We start from the raw sequence: 24930 nt of genomic DNA on the forward strand, positions 1-24930 counted from the left end.
CAGGAATGAACATGAGTGATCTAATGAAGAACGAAGACCAGCCCAAAGCGATCGTGCGGCGTGATTTTTTGCGAGGATTGTCCGCTGCGTCTCTGGCGGCGTTGGCATGTGGTGCGCCGCGTGCTTTGTCGGCCACGGAAGTAGTGGAGCAGCCCGAACCGAGCGCCGATGCGTGCATTTTGATCTGGTTGGCCGGCGGTATGGCGGCACCCGATACCTTTGATCCCAAACGCTATTTGCCGTTTGAAAAAGGATTGAAAGTGGCGGACATGCTCAGCACGTTTCCGTCGATCGATACGGCGGTGGACCAAATCAAAATCTGCGAAGGACTGGAACAGATTGCGTCTGTCATGGATCGCGGAACACTGATCCGCTCGCACGTGCAACCGGATTTGGGCAGCATCCTGCACTCGCGTCACCAGTACCACTGGCACACCGGGTACGTTCCCCCGCAAACGGTCGCTGCACCGCATATCGGGTCGTGGATGGCCAAGGTGCTCGGTGCGCAGAACGACGTCATGCCGGCGTTCGTCAACATCGGTCAACGTCTGGAGGGCGTCGGTGAAAGCGAGGAGCTCAAGGCGTTCACCACCGCGGGTTTCTTCGGCAGCGAGTTCGCACCGATGAATCTGCCGTATCCCGATCAAGCCGCGATTTCGGTGCGTCCGCCCAAGGGAATGGACGCGCAGAGATTTGCAAATCGCGATCGATTGTTCCGCAGGCTGGTCGACCAGAGTCCGCAGCGAGAGTATCTCAGCGATTTCCAGCAGGAGTCCATGTTGCGATCGATGGACAATGCGTATCGGTTGCTGAGTAGCGAAAAGCGAAACGCGTTCGACATCACGCTGGAGGAGAAGTCGAGTTACGACAAGTACAACACCAGCCGATTCGGACAAGGATGCTTGTTGGCGAGGCGATTGGTGGAAGCCGGATCACGGTTTGTCGAGGTCACGACGGAGTACGTGCCGTTCTTGCATTTCGACACGCACAACGATGGGCACACGACGATGACGAGAATGCACTCCGAGATCGACGGGCCGATCAGCCAACTGATTTTGGATTTGGAGTCGCGAGGGTTGCTCGATCGCACCTTGGTCGTGATCGCGTCGGAGTTCAGTCGTGACGCATTGATCGAGGGCGTTCCGGGGTCGACAGCGAAAGACCAGGCGCGTGACAAAGTCGATGTGATCAGTGAGATGAAACACTTTGGACTGCACCGGCATTTCACCGGTGGCTCCAGCGTTCTGATGTTTGGCGGTGGCATTAAACGCGGTCACTTGCACGGCGCAACGGCGAACGAACGCCCGCTGGTGGCAATCGAAGACCCGGTGTCGATCGAAGACATGCATGCGACGATCATGACCGCGATGGGAATCAGTCCCCGCACGGGTTTTGACATCGAAGGACGCCCGTTCTACGTGACCAAAGACGGCAAGGGCGTTTCGCAGGACGCGTTGTTCGCGTGACGGTTGTTTAGGTCGAGGTAGGTCATGCTCTGCATGACGCCATACGTTTCTCGCAACCTAGCAGTCGCCTAGCATTTAGACGGGTAGACCGTATTTCGTCATGCAAAGCATGACCTACTTTTGAATCACTTGGCTGATTGCGTTGACGGCGGTGCGTAGCGAACGGGCGGCCATGACGAAATTGGTATGCCCGCTGACTTCCGGTTGGATTTCTTCGTACAACTCGGTGGCTCGACGCAGCTTGGAAAGTTTTTTCTTGGCCATTTTCAAATAGGCTTTGACGTCCACGGACTCGTCCATGGGACCGACGGCCAAGATGAAGTCGTACAGATCGCGGACCACGCCCCGCAGCTCTTCATCCTCTTCGGCTTCGTCGGCATGTTTGAGAAACGTGCGCACCATCCAGACGTGGGCGATCTGGGTATCGATCGCCCGAACATCGCTGATCAACGCATCGGAGTCGTCTGCGGACATCGAACTACTCGGACTCAGTTGCCGTCTCGGACGGGGCTGCGTATGGATTGACTGCGTCCGTGTGCGAGGGTGTCTCGGCTGCGTGCGGTGCGGCATGTTCCGCGTGACCACCGGCACCGGGACTCGGTGCCGCGTGACCGTGTGGCGTGTTCATTGCCACGATCACGACACCGACGACGGTCAACAGCATTCCGCCCCAGAGCGGAACGCTCATCTGATTCACACCACCGAGCTTGATGGCCGAGACGATCGCGGTGACCGAGACGGCGCCTCCGAACACGATGGGCATCACCAACAATGCGTTGCCTTTGCTGATCATCATCGCGCTGGTCAAACAGATTGCACCGAAGGCTCCAAGACAGCCGGCGAGGAAACCCCATTTAGCAGCAGGGTAGTATTGTCCAGAGTAGCTGAAACTGTCACCTTTGATTTTCATCACGGCGAGGCCGCCGATGATCGCGATCACGAGGTAGGCGATACCGATGAACACGTAGGGTTTGAAGGGCGACCAAAGGGGCCTGCCGTCCAGTTTCGGAGCTTGTGCGTTACCAATCGTGGGGCCGTAGCAGCCCCAAAAGATGGCGGTGCCGAGGGCAAAGAGAATGGGAATCAACATCTTGTTCATGTCATTTCAGGCGAGGGGATGACGGACGGGTTTGGGAAACACGTAGGCGAGCCTCTCCGAGGCTCGCAAATTTCGCGTCTCGGAGAGACGCGGCTACGTGGTTTGGATGTGTTTGGGGACCACTATCCCGGATTATTCATGCGGATGATTGATTTTAGCGCAATCAGATTCTTGACAATGAGTTGTGACATCGTTGGGAAATGCAGATTGTTGTTCATCACCCGACGCGTAAGCGAGGGATTTACTGAGTATCCCTCGCTTACGCGTCGGGGCATGGATCATTCGGGCTAGTGCATCGTCCAGTCTTGATTTTGGGGTTAGCCGTTTTGGCGTTAGCCACGGTTGTGTCACGAAAACCGTGGCTAACGCCAAAACGGCTCATCTACCGAACCCACGTTCTAAGACTGGACGATGCACTAGGTCTTATTGAGGAAGTGGCAGATGTCACCGTCTTGGACGATGTAGTCTTTGCCTTCCACACGTAGTTTACCGGCTTGGCGAATGTCTTTCTCGTTGCCGTAGGTTTCCAGGTCCTCCAGCGTGTAGACTTCGGCGCGAATGAATCCTTTTTCAAAATCGCTGTGGATCACTCCGGCGGCTTGGGGGCCGGTCGCACCAACCGGGATCGTCCACGCCCGGACTTCTTTTTCTCCGGCGGTGAAATAGCTTTGCAGGCCGAGGGTTTTGTAGATCGCGCGGGCGATGTGATGGAGTGCCGGTTCGGCCAAGCCGACGTCGGCGAGCATCTCGTCGCGGTCTGCGGGATCCAGTTCGGCGATTTCCGATTCGAGTTTGGCGCTGACGCAGACGATCCCTGCGCCTGCTTTGTCGGCGTGATCGCGTACGAGCGTGACCAGGGGGTCTTTGCCCTCCAGGTCGTTTTCGCTGACGTTGGCCACGTACAAGATCGGCTTGGCGGTCAGCAGTCCAAAGCTACTGATCGCTTTGGCTTCGGCGTCGGACAGTGTCAGTGTTCGTAGCGGCTGTTCCGTTTCCAGGTGTGCGTTGCATTTTTCGATCGCGTCCAAACGCACCTTGGCTTCTTTGTCGCCCGCGCGTGCGGCCCGCTGAGCTTTGCCGATCGCGTTTTCCAGCGTCTGCATGTCGGCCAGCATCAGCTCGGTGTCGATCGTGTCGATGTCGGCCAGCGGGTCGACTTTCCCGGCCACGTGGATGACGTCAGGGTCGTCAAAGCAGCGGACGACTTGAACGATTGCGTCGACTTCGCGGATATGGGTCAGGAATTTGTTCCCGAGACCTTCGCCGTCACTGGCACCTTTGACGATCCCGGCGATGTCGACCAGTTTCAGGGCGGCCGGGATGATTTTTTGCGGCTTGATGTATTTCGTGATCCTTTGCAGACGTGGATCGGGCACACTGACGATGCCTTCGTTGGGCTCGATGGTGCAGAACGGGTAGTTTTCGCTCTGTGCCGATTGCGAGCTTGTCAAAGCATTGAAAAGGGTGCTTTTGCCGACGTTGGGCAATCCGACGATCCCAGCTTCCATAACGTGTGATCAAATTTGGGGAAAACGGTTGGTAGGTCCAGAGGCGGAAATCGTATCATCCGACCTGCTTTCTTCGTAGGGCGGCGCGTCTGCATTTGGCGAGCGTCCGATGAAGGCCGTCAAGATGTTTTCCGTTGGGGTCGCCGGGGTCCCAATCGAACGATTCCCCGGTAAACTTTGGGCACCGTAGCGACGCGACCTTTGAGAATCCGCCCGCGACAGTTCCCCCCAACCTCTGAATCTCCCCTGATTGGCGAAAGTCGACCGCCTCGTGCCCTACGCTCAACTGGATCAGATCGCCGTTCACTTGCCCGAACGGATCGAAACCAACGCAGAACTTGCACGTGAGTTTCCGCGTTGGGACATTCCTTTGATCGAAGAGAAAACGGGAATTCGCCAGCGACATATCGCCGCTGAGAACGAAACCTCCAGTGATTTGGCGGTGGCGGCGGCGGAGAAGCTGTTTTCAGAGCACGGAATTGATCGCGGGTCGATCGACTTTTTGATGCTATGCACGCAAACGCCCGATTATCCGTTGCCCACGACGAGTTGTCTGATCCAAGACCGATTGGGTCTGAGCACCGGGTGTGGCGCGTTTGATTTCAATTTGGGCTGCAGCGGCTATGTGTACGGCATGGCGATGGCGGACGGGTTGATCCAGAGCGGTGCGGCTCGACGGATTTTGTTCATCACCGCCGAGACATATTCCAAATACATCGATGCGGAGGATCGCAGTCTACGAACGATCTTTGGCGATGCCGCCGCGGCGACGTTGATCACGGCGGCTGAGACACCATCGATGTGGGGGTTCAAATTTGGCAGCGATGGCAGCGGCGGCGACATGCTGCTGGTCGGCGACGGAGGGACTCGGGTCGCAGAGGATGCGATCCAGCCGCGACACCGAAAACGCTGGAAAAGCCGCTTGTACATGGATGGGCCGAGCCTGATCGAGTTCACCGTGGAGGCGATTCCCAGGTTGGTCGAGGAGATTTTGGCTGAGAATGGATTGAGCGACGGAGAGATCGGCAAGTACTTGATGCACCAGGCCACCTGGAAGATGCTCGATCAACTCCGGGAGCGAATGGGGGTTTCGCCGGACCGGTTGCCGATCGAGTTGTCGGACGTCGGCAATACGGTTTCGTGCACGCTGCCGATTTTGATCGATCAAATGCGAAATCGTGGCGGATTGGACCCCAAATCGGTTAACATGCTGGTGGGATTTGGAGTCGGTCTTTCGTGGGCCGGCTGCCTTTGGAAAGACCAAGCCAACGGTTGAACCATGAAAACGAATTTGAGCGGTCGTCTACTCATCGCCTCGCCTTACTTGAGCGATCCCAACTTCATGCGTTCAGTGGTCTTGATCATCCGGCATGATGTCGAAGGTGCCTTTGGGCTGCTGATCAATCGACCGACACTTCGTCGCTTTCGCGAATTGGTCGAGATGAACCTTTCGACCGGCTCGGTGCGAGAGGACGATTTCATTTTTCAAGGCGGACCTGTCGATGGACCTCTGCTGGCTTTGCACGACTTGGCCGGCGTAGGGGAACCGTGTGGGCAGGCAGAACCCAAGAACGATGCCGAGTTCTACGGTCCGATGGAATCGCATTCACAGGGCGCCAAGCACACCGTGTTTGATCATCCCGCCGAACCTTGGGGATCGATGTCGATCGAGTTGGGCAATCCGCCGGCTTGGATCACCGGAGACGACGACCATTTGCGAATTTTGCTCCGCCGACCCGATGCGCGGGTCCGCTACGTCCATCAGTACAGCGGATGGGGACCTGGGCAGTTGGAGGACGAATTGGAAATGGGCGGTTGGCTGATCGGCGACGCAACCGCGGATTTGATCTTTGGCAACGTCGACGAGATCTGGGAAACCGCGGTGAAGCGATGTGGTCATGAGATCCTGGCGTCCATCTCTCCCGGCATTCGCTTTGTCGACCCGATCGTGAACTGAACGATGTTTCCAACACGGAATGGCGGGAAAGACATTTGTCGATGAGGCGTTTTGTAATTGGCGACATTCATGGATGCTCCAAAGCGTTGCGGACGCTGATCGAAACGATCGCACCGACCCCAGAGGACGAGATCGTTTTCCTAGGCGATTACGTCGATCGCGGACCCGATAGTCGCGGTGTCATCGACCAAGTCATTGAGTTGCAGGAGCAATGCCGTGTCGTTGCCTTGCTGGGAAACCATGAGATCATGCTGCGTGGCGTCGCCATGCGTGGGCTGGACCCCAAAGTTTGGCTTGCCAGTGGTGGGCACGCGACGGTTGCCAGCTACGGCGGTTCACTGTCAAAGATGCCGGAGTCTCACGAAAACTTCTTTTGCAATCTGCAGCATTTCTATGAGACGAGCGATAACATCTTTGTACATGCTTGCTACGAGTATCACTTGCCCATGGACCAACAGTCCGAAGAAATGATGTTTTGGAGTCATCTGACCCACCCGCTGCCTCCGCCACATTCCAGTGGCAAGCGGGTGTTCGTCGGACACACACCTCAACCCGGCGGCGTCGTTTTGGACATGGGCTATCTGGTTTGCGTCGATACCTATTGTTTCGGTCATGGGTATCTCACCGCCATGAACGTTGCGACCAACGAGATGTATCAAGTTGATCGCAAAGGGTTTCGCAGGCGAGTTCCCGCGGAGGATTTTATCGCTGGCGTGCGGTGGGCGTGGAAACGTGTCCGCAAGCTGATTCGCTCGTCACCAGTGGAGCAGAGAGACGCATGATGCAAGGACGCGGGTTGGTCGGAACGAGGCCACAGGCGGGAGGCGACGACGTGGACGATCTGCCGGATGATTCCTCAGACGATTCGTCGGCGCATGGTTTCAAGCCGTCACCGCTGTTTCATCAGCCACAATTGCGTTGGACGATCATCGGTATCTCATGCATTGTGATTAGTGTCGCGATCGCGATCGCATTCGATGCAAAGCCGACTTCGATTTTGATCGCCACGGTCGCATCGGCGTTCTTGGTGGGAACGATTCTGTGTCTAGTGCAGATCAATCGATGGGAACAAGCCGGTTTGTTTTACGACGACCAGCACGCCGAGTCAGCGAAATGGAGTTCCCGCTGGAGAGCATTGCATGCGCAGTCGCAACAGACTGTCACCGTGCTGTCACACCTGACCGATGGCGTCATCATGCTCTCAGCCGACACGCAAATCTTGTTGATCAACAGTTCTGCTCGGCGTTTGTTGGCGCTTTCGCCGGATCACGTTTTGCTCGGACGCCGACTTGCGGAAATCGTTCGTGTGCCGGAGATCACCCATGCCGTCCAACAGTCTCTCAAGAACGCAACGGTTGGCAGAAAGTCGCAAACCCGTGAGCTGACCGACAGTATCAACCAAATCGAAATCATCGATGGTGCCACCGTGCGTCCGATCAGCGTTCGGATCAATCGCATCTCCGACTCGTCCGACAGCAATTTGATTTTGCTGATCAGGGACGAAACGGATGCCCAGCGTGTCGAAGCGATCCGACGAGAATTCATCGCCAATGTTTCACACGAATTGAAGACCCCGTTGGCGGCCATCAAAGGATACGCGGAGACGGCGGAACTGGCGATCGAAGATGACCCCCAAGCCGCTTCGCACTTTGTTCGTCAGATCGGCGGTCAATGTTTACGACTGGAAAAGCTGGTCGCCGACATGATGCAACTGGCCAGAGCACAATCCAGCCGCGAAAATTTGGACATTGTGCCGATCTCACTTGAGCAAGTCGTTGAGAAGTCGATGACTTCGTTTCATCCGATCGCCGAAGCCAAAGGCGTCGCATTGAGCTTCCTCCGCGATGAGACCTCTGGCGATCATGAGCATCTCAAAGTGCTCAGCGATGCGGAGGCAACACTCACGATTTCGAACAACTTGATCAGCAACGCCATTCGGCATACGCCCAGCGGAGGTCACGTTCAAATCCGTGTCGAGCGTCGTGATAATCATGTCGCATTGGTCGTCAGTGATGACGGGGAAGGCATCCAGGCAAAGGAACTGGACCGAATCTTTGAACGTTTTTACCGAGTGACCAAGGCTCGCCAACCCAAGGACGGTGGCTCAGGAGTCGGGCTTTCTATCGTCAAGAATCTGGCTCGCGCTCTCAACGGACAGGTCAATGTGAAAAGCAGTCCGGGCAAGGGGTCGACCTTTGAAGTCCTGTTGCCAGCGGTACTAAGCGACTGACGTAATCGTTGTCCCAGCATGGCTTTGGGGCACGGATGCCGGTTCACCGCTCGGCCTGACCATAGAACGTCCGTACACCTCTCTCTTTAGCGGACTTCATCGTCGCGGGGGAGGAGCGAGGTTGCAGTGAACTGCCTGGCAACTCGGCCGGCAACTGGCTGGCAACTGGGCTGGAGTCTCGGCCGGCAACTCGGCCGGCGCTCCGACCGGGAAAATGAACTTACATCGTTCTTGTATCTTGCCAGGCCTGCTTGGGTTACGATGCTAGCTATCTTGCGCGACCCGCATGGTTTACCATATCGGATCGGGGCTTGACCAAGATGTCGCCCTTGCCGGCTGATGACGCACACTTGAATCGCAACAATGAGAATTAGGAACAGGCAATGATCTTTCGTCGCAACCGCTCCATTGATCGCAAGCACCTCAAACAAGAGCGTGAGACAAAACGGCGTCGACTGAGCAAGCTCATGTCGCGACGACCACAGGTCGAGTCGTTGGAGGATCGCCGTTTGTTGGCGGTGGACATCTCGTTAGCTGCCAGTACTGCAACGGTGAACAGCGATGGCGCCGCCGACGAAATGTTGATCACAGTTGATACAACGACCGCAGGCGGACCGCTCTTACAGCACAACCGCTTCACTGCAGGCGATGTCGGTTATGCATCTGACTTGGACTGGGACAGCACCGTAGCGGGCGAACAGACTTTAGCCGCGTTGGCAACTTCCACCATCAACATTGCCAACATGGGTGCCGGGGACGACACGATCCGCATCGTACGAGGGAACGATGGGGTCACTGGATCAGGCGACATCAACGCATTCATCGACACAGATGCCGGCGGCCCTGGCGATGACACGATAATCGTTGATGACAGCACACGAACAGCATCGGGTGTCTATAGCTATTCGTCTGCCAGCACAGAGTTTACCGGCCCCGCTCTGACAGTTGATCTAGGCATGGCACACGAAGGAGGTTTCTTTCTCATTACGGGTACCGGCAACGATACGGTCAATGTCGACAGTACCTTCGGCGGTCCTCAGGAGGTGAATCTGAATTCCGCTGGTGGAACTGACACCGTTAATATCAACGCAGTCGCGAGCGTACTTCTCAGCAACATTAACATTGCCAATACACCCGCTTCCTCTATCGTGAACATCGACGCGAGCGGTGATGCCGCAGCGACTTACACGGTGGCTGATGGGCAGATCACTTCTTCGCTGACGGCGGCCGCGATCAACTACGTCGGCGCTGATCTTCTTGAGCTCCATTTGCAAACTGGCGACGACGTCGACGTCGTGAACGTTACCGGCACGACCGCGTTGGTTCCGACAACGATCCAAACCAATGGCGGAGCCGACCAGATCACGGTGACCGCGTCGATGGTCAGTGGCCTGACCATCGACGGCGGCGATCCGACCGCGTCACCAGGCGACACGTTGACCGTCGATGTGGTGGGAACGACCGGTGCCAATTTGAGCGTCCCCGGGGCAGGTTCCGGTGAATTCACCTTTGATGGCGGAACCACGATTTCCTATTCGGACATCGAGTCGGTGGGCACCGTCAATGGTGCAGTGACGGTAGCCCCGATCCAAACCGGTGCGGGTGATGACGCCATTGTTTTGCAACTCATTGGTGGGGACACGGTCGTCACATCCAACGGGACCGAAATCTTTCGCCTTTCAACCGCGTCGGTGACTTCGCTCACGATCGACGGCCAAGCTGGTGACGACTCGTTGACGGTCGACATTGCCGGAGGCTTGCCCACGTTTCCGATCACTTTCAATGGTCAGGGCAACGTCTCCTCCATGCCCGGTGACCAGTTGATGATCGTCGATAGCTCGGGTCTGGTCGTAGTGAACGACGCGACCTACACCTACCTGAACAACAACGACGGCAACGTCAACCTAGATGGATCGCTAATCACTTACACCGGTCTGGAACCGGTCACCGCATCGATCACGGCGACCAATGTGACGATGAATTACAGCGCAGCGAGCGAGACGATCACGGCGGTTGATGCCGGCGGCGGCATGACGACCGTCGACTCTACTCTTGGCGAAACCACAACGTTCACGAATCCGACGAACAGCCTGACCATCAATACCGGCGGCGGAACCGACACGGTGAACGTGGACGGATTGAATTTTGCGACGAGCGGCCTGACAATCAATGACGTTGACGGCGATGACACGGTCAATTTCCAGACCGCACCGACCAACCTGGGCACAGGAAATTTGTCTGTCAACACCGGTGCGGGCACAACCAACATCAACGAGCCGTTGACGGCAGGCAGCTTGGTGATCGACAGCGGCGGGGGTGTGACCAACATCAACACGCCAACCATCACGACGACGGCAAGTCAATCGTATCGCGACCCTGTGTTGCTATTAGGTGACCTGCTTACAACAGGTGTTGGAGTAGGTTTCTTCGCAACGTTGGATGGTGGGTTCAATCTTACGCTGAACGATAGTGACGTCGCCTTGAACACCGCCTTCTTCGGCGATGTCGGTTTGATCACTCCTCTGGCGAGTATCACCACTGATGCGGCAGGGGAAACCGGAATCGGAAATTCAATCGGTATTAGCGTTGTGACAACTGGTCCACAGACCTACAACGATCCGGTCAAGACTTTTGAATCCGGATTGTCAGTGACGATCACATCGATGGGTGGCGCGATCACGTTTGCAAGCACCATCGACGACAACGCCGGAAGTGATGACACGCTGGTTATCAACTCCGGCGGCGGTCCCGCATCCTTTGGCGGTGTCATTGGTGGCATTGTGCCGTTTGCATCTATGACGGTAAACACGAATGGTCCCTTTGCTTTAGGACAGAACACGACAGTGGTCGGTGACTTGACGATCAACGTCCCCGATACGCCCGCACTCAATGTCGACAACCTGACGATCAACAACGCGGCGGTCATCACATCGAATACCGGCAACGTTTTGTTCAACGTCGGCGACGACGCGGACATTCAAGCCGGTACGACGGTCAACGCACCTGCTGGCACCCTGACGGTCAATGTGGACCCGATTCCGCCTGCAGACATGGACGTGGGCACGGGCAGCTCATTGATCCTGGCCGGTACGATCACGGCGATCTCCGCCGCGGTCAACGGTGGCAACGATAATGACACCTTCACGATCACGCCCAGTGTGTCCACTCCGATCGCGGTCGACGGCAACGATCCCGTCGGTCCATCCGTTCCCGGCGACCAATTGATCTACATCGGAAACGCAACCAAGACTATCAATGGTGCGGGAATCGGAACACTTTCCCAAGCCGGGTTTGCCGACGTCACTTTCCAGGAAATCGAAACCCTGCAAACAGACGCGGGCAACACGTTCGACGACGTGGTCAACGTCGCAGCATTGCCCGGTGGCGCCGACGGACTTGCGAACAACATCACGATTGAAATCGATGCCAGTGGACAGTTCATCGATATCCTGTTCGACGGTGATACGACCGATGCAAGTCCAGCCGTTCTGTTCTCGCGACAACTGATCAACAGTGTCGGCACGATCACGGTCAATGGCAGCACGGATGATGACACGTTGACCGTCAATCACGGCAATGGTTTGGTGGGGATCAATCCGATCACCTTCAACGGTGGTGCCGGTTTTGATTCGCTGCAAGTAACCGGAAACCCCGGTGTCACGATCGCACGAGAAACCTACATCGTTGGCGCGACGGAGGACGCTGGAACTTGGGTGCTGGACCCGAACGACAGTGCCGGCCCAGGGGCCGCAGGAGCCTTTGACGGCGACGAATCTGTCATTGTTTTCACCGGGCTCGAACCGGTGGACACGGATGTGCCGGTTGGCACCTTTGATGTCGTCTTTGCTGCTGGCAACGCCGACGATATCACGATCGAAAACGGCGGACTGCTCGTCGGTGCCGACTCGATCCGCGTCATCGATAACAACGCCACGTTTGAAACGTTCCGATTCGCTAACAAAACGACCACTCGGCTGCACCTCAACGACGGTGCTGATATCGCGACGCTCAATTACACGACACCGGCAGCCGGATTGACCACCCTGGAGGTCTACGGCCACGGAGCCGCTGGTGTGGTGGGAGTGATCGCGGAAGACAATGCAGCCGATCTGTTCCGCCTAGATGCGACGGCGGACAACGCGGCAGTCGGTCCAGCGTTTGACACCTCCGTATTCGGACAAGGTGGCGATGACCTGTTCAATAATTTTGCAGGTGTGATTCCTCCTGGGGGCAACAATTCGCTAGTGGCTCTGAGTGGGCGGATCAACATCGATGGTGGTGACGGCATGAACGACGTCATCGGTCTCAACGCACAAGCCGATGCGGGGCCGATGGCGGTGACCTTGACCAGCACCCAACTCACCGGAGCGACGCCGGGGACGATTGACTACGCAAATGCCGAAGCACTCCACCTCAATACGACGGATGCCGACGACACGATTGATATCCTTTCGACCAATGTGGCGACAACCTATTTGGTGAGTGGTCGCAGCGGAAACGACACGTTCACGATTGGCAACTCCACTGCGGATTTCAACGGAAATGTGTTTGACGGTTCGTTGGCGGCAATTGCCGGCCAAGTGATCATCTCACCTGACGACACGACGTCGGCCAATGACATGGACACATTGAACGTCGACGCCAGCGGCGACGCAGCATTGGCGGGTGTGGCGAGCATCGACAACATCGGTTCGGACTCGATCGCATTCGATGCTTTTGCCAACACCGGAAACACGACACGGTTGGCAGGCTTTGCTCCCGCCAACATCGACTATCGGCACGACGACACCTCCGGCGGGCACTTGGCCGTTGGTGGGAACCGGCTAGAGTTCTTGAATGTCCGTGCATCCACTGGCACCGATACGATTAACGTGAACGCGACGACGGCTGTCGACACCACCACAGTCGATGCGTTCACCGGAAACGACAATGCGACCGTGACGATCAACGGCGACGGATTGAGCGCCAACAATGTCTTTAGCGGGAACACGGGCAACGACAACTTTGTCTTGAACGTCACCGCCAATCTTGGTGCGACCTCGTTTGTCGATCTGACCAGCTTGCAGATCAACGGAGACGCCCCTGCGGCCGACTCGTCCAATCGCGACACGCTGACCATCAACGACAACAGCGGCACCGCTCGTGACCTGGTGTTTGATTATCTCGACACGGCGGGTGATCTGGATGTCAATCCAGGAGTCGGCGGCGGTCTGGGGGCTGGCGTGGAAGACATCCCGGTCAACGTCCGAACCATGGAAACGGTGGTCTACAACGGCAGTGGTGCTGCGGACAACGTTTCCGTCGAGGGTACGTCGGGAGATGACGATTTGACCGTCGCGCCATTGACGCCAAACAGCGCTCTGGTCTTCCTCGACGGCGATCCTTGGGACGGCCCCAGCGAAGGGTCTCAGTTTGATCAGTTCCCCGGTGTCGCCGGCGGAGGCAACGGTCCTGACTTGCAAATCGCAGGTGTCGTCAGCTCGGGAATTCGCGTCGCCGGTGGCGGCGCGGGAGCCGCGGGCGACCAACTTTACGTCTACGCGGTCAGTGAAGCCGACTTGGTCGATGCGGCCACGACGATCGATCCCTTCGGGTTTGGTGCCGGCGTGATCATTCCCGGCTCGACCAACAATCCAGGCCTTTTCCCCAGTGCCTATGACTTGATCAACATCGCCAACAACACCAGCGTGGTGACGATCACTAACGACCGCACCGTGCCGGGTGCGGTTCCACCGTCGACACCGAGCGTGTTGCTGCCGGTTGTCCCCGCGGCGGGAACATTCGCGCAAACGGACCCGTTGATTCCTGGATTGGTCGTCAATGGCGGCTTCGAAGCGGCTCCTGCAGCGGATGGAATCGGCGACGACATCTTGGCGTTCTTGTCGACGGTATTGCCGATTCGAATCAACGGAGGCGATCCTGATCCAGCGCTCGCGCCGATGGGCGACCGGTTACAAGTCTTTACTTTCAACGAAATCAATGTTTTCAGCGACAAATCGACTCCACCAATCGTCAGCGTGACGTCAACGATCAGTGGAACGCCGACACTGCCGCTGAGTTTCAGCTCGATCGAGAACACGATTTTGACGTCAGGTCCAGGTGCTCAGCAAGTCAATCTGATCGGTGACAATAACGATCCCACGGTCGACCAGAACGACAACTTCGTCGTGGTGGGGCGTGACGTCGATTCGACGTTGGGCAGTTTGGCAGCCGTCTACCCAGGTTCCGTGATCGATCCGATTTTTGAACCGGACCCAGACGGTGCCAACGAGTTCACTTTGCAGATCAACGGCAGCGCGCCGATCGGTTTCCGCAACGTGACGGATTTGAATGTCTTTGGTGATGACCGTCCCGACCTGCTGACACCCGGCACTCCGAGTATTGCCAACGACATCGATACGCTGGACATCACACCGTTTGCCGATGACACGCCGCTGGGATGGGGTCTGGATGTGTCCTTCGACGAAGGTAATCCGGCCGGCACGGACGGCGCTCAAGCTGACTTGATCATCTACAACACGTCAGCCTTCGGTGGCCAAGTCAGCGAAGCGATCGTGGTTCGCCCATCAGGTCAAGACAACGGCGAAATCGTTGTCACGAATCTTGGTTTCGGAACACCGATTGTCGATATCGACTTCGTCGCCAATACCGACATCATCATCAATGACAACGACGGTTTCCTGAACGACACCGATACGTTGACCTTGCTCGGTACCAATCCGGACAATCCGGGAACAAGCGGTAATGAAACGATCATCGCCGACTTCACCGCCGCCGGGGGCGTGGGGACGCAGCAAGTGCTCGTTCAAGACGGAGCGGCGATCCTGTACGCGGTTCGCAGCTTCACCGGATTCACTTCATTGAATGTCAATCCGCTGGGCGGCGCCGACACTTTGAACTTCACGCCCGACACGGCCAATGCCAACGGGCTGCAGAATGTGACGATCAACTACGACGGTGGCGATCCGGTCGCTTCGGACATTTTGATTGTGAACGCCAACGCAGGTGCTCGTATCACTCAGGGCGTCGATTCGACCTCCGGCTTGGTTGATCAACTTGGTGCGGGTGTCGGTAACGTCAACTACATCAACACGGAATTGCTCAACGTGACTTCCGCGACCGCGGCTAGCACTTTGACCGTCCGTGGAACCCACGACGAGGACGCAATCGCCTTCGCCCCAACGGCAACTGCCAACGAAGCTCGGGTGTGGATCAATGACGGAACCGTCATCACGGCAAACTCAGGTGGAGCCAACGCGAACTTCGGTACCGTTTCGGTACAAGGTCGATTTGGCGATGACACTTTCTCGGTGGTCCCGGTCGCGGGTGTCGCCGCAACGATCGCCGGTGGCGACGGGGACGACGAGGTATCGGTCACCGGTACCGCGGTTGTCGATGCCATTACCTACACACCCACTGCGGTGGACGGCGGAACGATTGCGGTCACGGGCCTGGGGTTGGTAACGCTGTCGACAGTCGAAGGATTATCATTGGACGGTGCAGCTCCGACGACGCCAGCTGGCGATACGCTGAACGTTCCCACAGTCAATGCGGTACACACTCCCGGCGGAGTCCCAGGGGCCGGACTGATCGAGCCGGTTGACGCGAGCGGCAATCCACTGCTCGCACTCAATTATGCAAGCATCGAAACCGTGGCCATCACGGGTGGCACGGTCGTGATTCAGGGGACGGACGAAGACGACACGATCACCGTCTCGGCGGCCGGGATTGTCACTGTCACCAACGAGCTCGGATTCAACAATGTCACCGACGTGTCCGGGTTCACCAGTGTGGTGATCAATGCTCTGGGCGGCGACGACACATTCAACGTGCTAGGTGGCACACCGTTTAATCTCAACCTGATTGGTGGAGACAACGGTGACGGTAGCGACGTGTTGAACTACACCCAAGCCGGTGCGGCAACGTTGGACCTTGCCAACGAGCACATTGATGAGCCGGTTGGCGGTGCCGTCGAGACGACGTACAGCGGTATCGAAACGATCAACATGACCCAAGCCGCCTTTGCGTTGACGGTGGAAGGTCACGATGGTGCGAACGATGTCTTTGTCGTGACTCCGGTAGGTGCCAATGACGTGATGTTGCAACGCAACGGTGTCTTCCCGGTAGTGAACGCCAACAACACGACAGGAACGATCTCTGTTGACGGACTGGGCGGCACCGGTGATCAGTTGATCTACAACGGCACTGCCGTTGCCGATGCGATCACGGTCAATCCGACCGATGTGACGCACACCGGTTTCCGTACGATCAATTTTGCCACGGTGGAGGACTTGGAGGTTCACGCCGGCGACGGTGACGATACGGTCACGGTGGTTGGAGCGACGGCCGCATTCTTGACGGTATTCGGTGACGATGGCGATGACACGATCACAGGTGGCAGCAACGCCGAGTTGATCTTTGGTGGTAACGGCAACGATGTGATCAGCGGCATGGGTGGAGCCGATACCATTGATGGCGAAGCCGGCAATGACACGATCACGGGGGGTACCGGAGCGGACAACTTGTTCGGCGGCGCCGACTCCGACCTGATCATTTGGAACAACGGTGACGGCAGCGACTTGATGGAAGGCGGGACCGGCAACGATCGTGTCCAAGTCAACGGTGCTGGGGCGGCCGCTTCGAGTGAAATGTATACGGTTGGTCCAAACGGTTCCCGAGTCAGTCTGGCTCGCACCAACTTGGTCGCGTTCACGTTGGACATTGCTCAAGTCGAGCAGTTGGATTTGAATACCGATAGTTCGTCGGACAATGCGGAGGTCGTGACCGTCAACTCCTTGGTCGGAACGGACCTGCAAGTCCTGAATCTCGATGCGGGCGGCGACACCAACAACAGCTTCGTCCTCAACGGCAACGATTCGGCGGAAACCATCAGCATCGGACCGAATGAGCAGATATTGGGGCTCGGACCAGTCATCAACACCACGTTGACAGTTGGCGGCGCGTCAAGTGATGAAATCACGATCAATGCAAACGGTGGCGACGACACGATCACCGTCAACGCAGCGGTCAACGTCGACTTGATCCTCAACGGCGGCCAGGGCGATGACGTGATCAACGCTGCCGGACAAACCGATGCTGCACCCTCGCTGACCATCAACGGTGGCGCAGGCGATGACCACTTGGTTGGTGGATCAGGTAACGACACGATCAATGGAGATGCCGGCGAAGACACCATGGTGGGCGGCCCAGGCAACGATACCTTCGACGGTGGTGCCGACTTTGACACGATTCTGATCGCTGGAACGTCCGGCGCAGACATCATCGATGTCTTCCAAGCCGCTCCGACGACGTTGAATCACACCGTCAACGGGGACGCTCAAGTCGACACGCTGGTGGCCAGCACGGTCGAGCAAGCTCACATTGTTGCGGGCGCTGGAGCGGACTTGATCCGTGTCAACTGGCTGGACGCGCACGGTGTTAACGCAGCGGTCGATAGCCTGCGGATGACCGTGGACGGTGGTTCGGACGTGACCAGCGATCGCTTGGTGGTCGTCGATGACGGCACCGACGACTTGGTGCTGTATCGCAAGGGGCAATCCAACGACAGCGGCACGGTTCAAGTCGGACCAGGAAACGCTGAGCCGCTGTTGAACGTGTTCTCCGGAATCGAATTCGTAGACTTCGTCGACGAGAACGGTGTCGCCATCGACAATAGCGGTGGACCACAACTGACCGTGTTTAAACATGATCCGTTCGAGCTCAACAACGATCGCTTCACCGCAACCTATCTCGGCAGCGGCAGCACGATCAATGTCGATCCGACGATTGATCCAGGCCCATTGGCCAACCCGTTCGGTGACGGTCAAAACTTGGGAGGAGACCGCGACTACTATCGTCTGGTCGCCGAATCCACGGGAACGCTGGATCTGCAGGTTTACTTCCGCCAAATCGGTGCGCTCGCCAGCGGACGCCCAGGCTTGCCAAACAATGGAAACCTTGACATCAACGTTCGGGATGCCGCGGGCAATGTCATCGCCGGCTTCGGTGCCAACGATGCGACGGACGACGAGCGAGTTCGCATCCCAGCGGTGGCGGGTGAAACGTATTACTTGGAGGTATTCGGCAATGGCGGCAACGCCATCAATGTCTACAACTTCAGCGTCGTCAATCACGCTCCGCCGGTTCCCTATGCATTGGAGTTGCTGGACAACCCTGCCGATGGAACCACGAATCCGCCAGGCGGTTCGGTCAACAGCGACACCGGACGGTCGCAATTTGACAATCACACCTACGACAACACGCCGACGTTGTTCTTCCGTTTGGACGACGGGATCTTCCTGCATGACCTGCCAGGAAACCCCGTCAACGGAACTCCGCCGGACGAAGTGATCCCGATTCCATTCCGAGCGGGCTTGGCTCAGCCGAATCAACCTGGTTTTGCAATCGCGATCTTTGACGAAGGCAACACGCCTCCGCAAACGGGAACAGCTCCGCAAACACCGCTTGGATTTGCGACCGCGGTACCAGGTCAAGAAGGCATCTACACCTTCACCGTGCCTAACGCACTGGCGCTCAGCGAAGGAAGCCATTTCCTGTCGGCTCGTGTTCAAATGATCGACCCGGCGGTTGCTCAAGAGACCGGCTACGGCGATCGAAGCTTGCCGTTGGAAATCGTGGTCGACGTCACTCCGCCGAATGTTGTGTTTGGAACATTGGGCACCGGGCTGCACCCCGACAGTGATAGCGGCGATCCCGCTGTTGCAGCAACGTTGACCGATGGGATCACCAATGACTTGACACCCACGTTCTTTGGTCGCGCCGAAGCCAACTCGATCATCCGTGCATACGTGGACGCGGACAACAACGGCTTGCTCGATCCCGCAATCGATGTGCTGATCGGTCAAACGGTCACGACGCCCCTGGACGGTACGAACCAAGCGCCCACCGGCGAGTGGGAAATCACGTCCACCGTGAACATGAATGATCCGACGCTGCTTGGTGGCCTCGGATTCGACGGCTTGCGACGCATCTTTGTGACGGCAGAGGACCTCGCTGGAAACATCTCCAACCCGGTGGGAGACACCTTGGAGATTTTCATGGACACCCAAGGACCTCAGGTGACGGGCGTGTTCATCAGCGACTTCCCCGCGTTCAACATCTTCACGTTGAAACCGGAATCGCCACAACCGACGCCGCGAGTGGACAGCTTGACGATCTCCGTCCAAGACTTGCCCGCTCGGATCGCACCGTTCTTCTACAACGCTCTTTCCAATGTTCCCCCGTTGGCTCCGCTCGTACTGGTTGGTGACCACAACGGGATCATCCCGATTCAGAACCTTGTGTTCAATCCAAGCCCCTTGGCCGCAGGAATCGCAACGGGTGAGATCGTGTTGAGCTTTGCCGATCCGCTGCCCGACGATCGATACACACTGACGCTGTTGGACAGCATCATTGATCCCGCCGGCAACCAATTGGATGGAGAAAACAATGCGGCTGAGCCGATCGGCAGCCCATTCTTTGAAACTGGCGACTCGATTCCGGGCGGTGACTTCATCGCTCGATTCACGGTCGATAGCCGTCCTGAAGTTGCGACGTGGTCACAAGGCGTCGTCTATGCCGACATCAACGGCAACTTCGTCTGGGACCCAGAAGGCAAGGACAACGACTTCACCAACCGAGACTTTGCCTACAACTTTGGCGAAATCACCGACGCGTACTTCGCCGGTAACTTCTCCTCCGTGGCAACGTCCAGCGGATTCGATAAGGTCGGAGCGTACGGAGCGTTCAACGGAACGTACGAGTTCTTCCTGGACACCGATGACGATGGCATCGGAGATACCGTCGGCTCGATGGCGTTCCAAGTCAATGCGATTCCTGTTGCAGGTAACTTCTTCAACAGTGCAGCCGATGACGCGGCTGTGTTGGCAGGACAACGTCCACGCGACGAAATCGGTGCGTTCGATGGCCAAAGCTGGTACTTGGACGTCAACGGCAACAACAACATCGACGCGGGTGAACGATTCCCGACCGAGCTTCGCGGCATTCCAGTCGTGGGTGACTTCAACGGTGATGGCAACGATGACTTGGCGACGTTCAACAACGACACCGGCGTCTTCCAATTCGACTTGGATCGCGACGGCACGATCGACAATCAAGTCACGTTTGGTTTCAGCGGATTTGGCGAAAAGCCGGTCGCAGGAGACTTCAACCTCGATGGAATCGACGACATCGGTCTGTGGGTACCGGGACGCGAAGGCCAATTGCCCAAGCAAGCCGGCGAATTTCACTTCCTGATCTCCGACACACCGGCCAACTTGCCCAGCAATGTGTTTGAACCTTTCAGTCCTGCACCGTTGGGTAACGACTTTATCTCGCAGTTTGGTGACGACTTTGCATTGCCACTGTTTGGTAACTTCGATCCGCCTGTCTCTCCAGACGGCAGCGGTGCGACCTTCGTCGGTTCGCTCACCAACGACATCAATGCGTTGGACACCAATCTGGACGGACGAGTGTCCGCTTTGGACGCTCTGGTCGTCATCAATGCCTTGCGGGATCTTCGCGAGAATCCGGTGACTCGACCGTCACGCACCGTCAATGCGTTCAACGGATTGCGTCTGGATGCGTCGGCCGACGGTAACATCACGGCATTGGATGCCCTGTACGTGATCAATGGTTTGAAAGACCAAGCCGGTGCGGGGAACGCGGAAGGCGAGATGGTTCGCCCGGTCAGTGTTCCCGTCAGTTGGTCACTCGCAGCGGACAGTGCACTGGACAGTTCGGACGATGAGAATGACGACTTGCTGGACCTGCTCGCTTACGACCAAGAGCTCCAGCGAATCAAGAGCTAGCGTACGTCAGCCTTTCCAGGCTGACCTGCATGAACGTACGTCAGCCTTTCCAGGCTGACATACCCTGGACGGTTCAGTCATTCGGCATTGACTCAATGTTTCGGCATTGTCCGTTGAGCCGTTTTCTGTCCACTGCCACCTCCCCGGAGGAACTTGGGAGAGGTCACGGTTAGCCGTTTAGGCGAATGCGAGGGAGGGGGCCTGTCTGCGCATGTGAGCGTTTGGGATTGGCAAAACGCTTGCCAGGGCACGCTATCGATTTGGAAAATCGAGCGACAATTGTCGTTCGACTTTCCAAGTCGAAAACGAACACCACCATCCGTCCATGCACAAACCATTCGCCTTGTGCCGTGATGCCATTACGGTAACCTCGCCCAACTGCGTCACTCTTTCCCTCCGGACCTTCCTCCCTCGGAGGATATGAATTTGGGACGATTTATTGAATTCTGTGCTCGGTGAAGCCCCGACAACGGGCCCTCACCACGGAGACATTTTGTTCACTATGCCTTCATGGTGCGTCCCTAAGATCTTACATGACAAATGGTTACGTCGAATCCCCCAGAGACGCGAACGGTCCGGCTAGGGGGACTGCGTAATTTGCGGCGATGATGCCGGACGTGCACCATTTTTGTGGTTGTTCGGGTCCTACCCAGACGATTGATTGTGCACGTCAGCGATTGTGTTCCGGAACTGCCGCTTATCGTGGTTGTGCCTACCGGCAGAACGTCTGACAAGGACGATGACCCCACCGGCAAGGACTTCGAATCATGTTGTGCAAATTTAGCGAGCGAACCAAAGTTTGGTTCCATTCTTTCACTTTGGCTGCACTCGGATGTGTTGTCGCGATCCCCACGGGAATTTCCTCCGCGGCAAACGCAGCAGACAGCCTCGTGTCACACGATGCGTCCTTTGTGTCGCTATCGGATCAAAGCTCGATGAGTGAAACCGACTCGGCGATCGGCCAAGTCGGATTCTTGTCGGGCTCCAACGGTTGCGGTGCAGACGCATGCGACACGAGTTGCGACACGTTCACCGACGGTGGATGTGACTCATGCGGCGAAAAGGTTTGCTGCTGCTGCGAACCCTGGTGGGCGCACCGCACTGGCGGTTTCGGTCAGTTCTTGTTGCTGCGTGCGGGCAACGTCGATCACATCTACTCGATCGAACAGAACGACACGACGGCTAATGCCTTTCCGACCGGCCCGATCGGACGAGTGAACCTCGACGAAGGATCTGGATTTCGCGTCGGTGCCAGCTGGGCAGCCAGTGACTGCACCAGTTTGGTCGCATCGTTCACACGATTCGAGAGTGACACCGCGGACACAATCGTGCGAAACGGCGCGAACGTTCTGAACTCTCAAATCATTCACCCCAGCACGGCGACGACCGGTGCATCCAGCTTGCAGTCGTACGCCGAGTACTCGCTTGACTTTCAATTGGTGGACGTTGCTTACCGGCACATCTGGAAAACAAGTGACATCTACGCCATCAACTGGCTGGCGGGTTTCCGCTACGGAAACATGGAGCAGAACTTGCTCGCTCAACAACAAGTCTCCGTCGCGACCGGATTGGTCGACGTCGATGTGAACATGGACTTCAACGGATTCGGATCCATGTTCGGAATCGATGCCGAACGTCGCAGCCCGTCAACTGGCATGCTGATCTACGCCAAAGGTTTGAGCAGCTTCTTGGCAGGTGACTGGAAAGGAACGTATCGTCAAACCAACCAGTTCGGTGGCGGCGTGGTTGCCAACGAGTACGAAGATTTCCGCGTCACACCGGTTCTGGAGTTGGAACTGGGTCTGGGCTGGCAAAGCCGTTGTGGCAAGTGGCGTATGACCGCCGGTTACCTCAACAGTGCTTGGTACGATGCCATCTCGACTCGCCAGTATGTTGATGCCGTGCGAGCAACCGACTACACCAGCGTCGGCGACACCATCACGTTCAGCGGCCTGACGGCTCAGTTTGAACGTCGGTTTTAGCACTTAGAGGTTGAGAATCGTCCAATAAATGGCCGGCAGCAATGCCGGCCATTTTTCGTTGGATGGCATCGTCAGTCCGCTGACGATGGCTCAAACGTAGACGAAGCTGATGGGGGCATCGATCTCCGGGTGCAAGCTCTTGTGGACAGGGCATGCACGGGCGGCGGCTTCCATTCGGTCCCTCATGGACAGATCTGTGACCGCAGACGCGGCGACCGTGACCACGGTCGGCAATCGCCCGATCCGTCGGACCGGGGAAGTCACCATCTCTTTGGTCACCTGTACCGTGGTTCCTGTTAAATCCAGGTCGTGGCGTTCAGCCACCAACCCCAAGATCGTCAACACACAGGTCCCCAGCGCCGTAGCAACCAGATCGGTCGGCGAAAACGAACCGCCCAGGCCACCGTTATCTGTGGGAGCGTCAGTGGTCAATTCTGCGAGACTTGGCCCGTGAATTGCTCTGCAATTGAGTTGCCCAACGTATCGAGCGGTGATTTCAACAGACATCGTGAGATCGACTTCCTAATGGTGATGCAGATCGCGAAAGGAGAAAGAGGGTTCAGGCGTGCATTCGATCCTGCTTGAGGGTTCCAAATCAATTCTGTCTTGGACGGCCCATGGGCGGGGTGAACGTGCCGAAAAACCCGTCCAGACAGCGGATTATTGATAAATATGAAGTTTCAGGGAGTGTTTCCTGCGGACCCCCAATTAACTTTAGGCGATTGTTGCGGTAAACACTCCGCCTTTACGCATTGTTGAATGTGGCAAAGTTTGACCCGGTATTCGGCTCGACGTGATCCGATCGGGATGAGTAATCTTCGCCTCGCCAGCATCCCCGATTTTATTTGTAGCACCGAGGGCTTCCCGACGCTTGTCCAAGCATCAGGGAAGCCAATTCCTTCCTCCAATCCACCTCCCAATCCCCCCGCCAAACAGCCCGCTCCAAACCGCTGTTTGGGAGAAGCTCAAATGATGACGATACAACAAGCGTCGACTCGCGAAGCGAACTTGATCTTGCGAATCCAAAGTGTCTTGGAAGCACATGCTCAACTTTCCCCGTATCATCTTGGCCTGGATGTGACGATGGAAGGCCCGCGGGTCGTCCTGCGTGGCGTCTTGCCTTCGGCGGCACTCAAACAAGCATTGGTCCCCGCGATTCGCCAAGCTGGTGTGTTGGGCCAAGTCTGTAACTGCGTGGAAGTCGCCTGAACACTCGGGTGTCCACGCAAGCCTTTGCCTGCATCAGCAAGATTTTTCTGCGAAAATCTTGTCGCGAATTTGTCGTCCCCACCAATCGCGTATACTGATGGTGGAAGCGATGGCAGGTGGTCGATCCATTCAAAAAACGGATGGATGAGCCCGAGCGCCCGAGCGTTTGTGTGGCCCGAGCTCATGCATAGCAGGATGCGTGTCCCAGAAATGAATGCGACCCCGTTTGCGGCGACTCAATCAACAGGTCGTTGGGCAGCACATGAGACAGAATCCTTCGCTTCTCCAGTAACCTCACAGGCACATTGGATGAGCAAACCAACATCGCAGAAAAGTTCGTCGGTCGAATCGCAACAGGCCGCAACCCCTGAGCATGGACGATCTTGGACGTTCTTGAGCAACCACGCCCACGTCTTGATCGTCCTTCACACCGAGCCCGGACTCGTTTTACGTGAGGTCGCCTTGCGGGTGGGGATCACGGAGCGTGCTGTTCAGAGGATCGTGCTGGACTTGGAGGAAGACGGTTTCTTGCGTCGAGAAAAGGTCGGGCGAAAGAATCAGTACGAAGTGGTAACGGACAAATCGCTACGTCACCCCATCGAGTCGCACCGCAAGATCGGTGACCTGCTGTCGATGATCTCCAAATAGACCCTTGGGAGTTCTGGAGCGA

At 56.9% G+C, this 24930-nt stretch carries 13 protein-coding genes; 9 read left to right on the forward strand and 4 right to left on the reverse strand.

Annotated features, from left to right (window positions below; translation table 11 throughout):
- The first annotated feature begins 11 nt into the window (after positions 1 to 11).
- Positions 12 to 1466: a DUF1501 domain-containing protein gene (locus tag Pla52nx_RS17735; protein WP_197454888.1), complete on the forward strand. Its 1455-nt coding sequence runs from the start codon at positions 12 to 14 to the stop codon at positions 1464 to 1466.
- A gap of 114 nt (positions 1467 to 1580) precedes the next feature.
- Here Pla52nx_RS17735 and Pla52nx_RS17740 read toward each other — a convergent pair whose 3' ends face one another.
- The 3 genes from Pla52nx_RS17740 to ychF form a co-directional block, all read right to left on the reverse strand.
- Positions 1581 to 1940: an amidohydrolase gene (locus Pla52nx_RS17740; protein ID WP_146522020.1), complete on the reverse strand. Its 360-nt coding sequence runs from the start codon at positions 1938 to 1940 to the stop codon at positions 1581 to 1583.
- Between the two features lie 4 nt (positions 1941 to 1944).
- The gene (locus tag Pla52nx_RS17745; RefSeq protein ID WP_231742280.1) at positions 1945 to 2565 is read right to left on the reverse strand and encodes a hypothetical protein; all 621 of its coding nucleotides are present in this window, start codon (positions 2563 to 2565) and stop codon (positions 1945 to 1947) included.
- Between the two features lie 416 nt (positions 2566 to 2981).
- Entirely contained in the window at positions 2982 to 4073 is a 1092-nt protein-coding gene (gene ychF, locus Pla52nx_RS17750) for a redox-regulated ATPase YchF (protein ID WP_146522019.1), read from the reverse strand.
- Positions 4074 to 4344: 271 nt separating this feature from the next.
- On the opposite strand from ychF, the gene Pla52nx_RS17755 reads away from it, so the two are divergent.
- The 6 genes from Pla52nx_RS17755 (at position 4345) to Pla52nx_RS17780 (ending at position 23051) form a co-directional block, all read left to right on the forward strand.
- Complete coding sequence (locus Pla52nx_RS17755) at positions 4345 to 5349, forward strand: ketoacyl-ACP synthase III (protein ID WP_146522018.1); 1005 nt, start codon at positions 4345 to 4347, stop codon at positions 5347 to 5349.
- 3 nt (positions 5350 to 5352) lie between these two features.
- Entirely contained in the window at positions 5353 to 6030 is a 678-nt protein-coding gene (locus Pla52nx_RS17760) for a YqgE/AlgH family protein (protein ID WP_146522017.1), read from the forward strand.
- Positions 6031 to 6071: 41 nt separating this feature from the next.
- Entirely contained in the window at positions 6072 to 6812 is a 741-nt protein-coding gene (locus tag Pla52nx_RS17765) for a metallophosphoesterase family protein (RefSeq protein ID WP_146522016.1), read from the forward strand.
- A complete protein-coding gene (locus Pla52nx_RS17770) occupies positions 6809 to 8260 on the forward strand; it encodes a sensor histidine kinase (protein ID WP_146522015.1) in 1452 nt (483 codons plus the stop codon). Before Pla52nx_RS17765 ends, Pla52nx_RS17770 begins: the two co-directional genes overlap by 4 nt.
- A 383-nt stretch (positions 8261 to 8643) precedes the next feature.
- Positions 8644 to 21069, forward strand: a complete 12426-nt coding sequence (locus tag Pla52nx_RS17775; protein ID WP_342190182.1) for a dockerin type I domain-containing protein — start codon at positions 8644 to 8646, stop codon at positions 21067 to 21069.
- Between the two features lie 767 nt (positions 21070 to 21836).
- Positions 21837 to 23051: an Lpg1974 family pore-forming outer membrane protein gene (locus Pla52nx_RS17780; RefSeq protein WP_146522013.1), complete on the forward strand. Its 1215-nt coding sequence runs from the start codon at positions 21837 to 21839 to the stop codon at positions 23049 to 23051.
- A gap of 90 nt (positions 23052 to 23141) precedes the next feature.
- On the opposite strand, the gene Pla52nx_RS17785 is transcribed toward Pla52nx_RS17780, so the two are convergent.
- Positions 23142 to 23558: an OsmC family protein gene (locus Pla52nx_RS17785; protein WP_146522012.1), complete on the reverse strand. Its 417-nt coding sequence runs from the start codon at positions 23556 to 23558 to the stop codon at positions 23142 to 23144.
- A 462-nt stretch (positions 23559 to 24020) separates the two neighbouring features.
- On the opposite strand from Pla52nx_RS17785, the gene Pla52nx_RS17790 reads away from it, so the two are divergent.
- Entirely contained in the window at positions 24021 to 24260 is a 240-nt protein-coding gene (locus Pla52nx_RS17790; RefSeq protein ID WP_146522011.1) for a hypothetical protein, read from the forward strand.
- 309 nt (positions 24261 to 24569) lie between these two features.
- Complete coding sequence (locus Pla52nx_RS17795) at positions 24570 to 24908, forward strand: helix-turn-helix transcriptional regulator (protein WP_231742279.1); 339 nt, start codon at positions 24570 to 24572, stop codon at positions 24906 to 24908.
- Positions 24909 to 24930 lie beyond the last annotated feature (22 nt).

Source organism: Stieleria varia, assembly GCF_038443385.1.
In the GTDB taxonomy this organism is placed as follows: Bacteria; Planctomycetota; Planctomycetia; order Pirellulales; family Pirellulaceae; genus Stieleria; species Stieleria varia.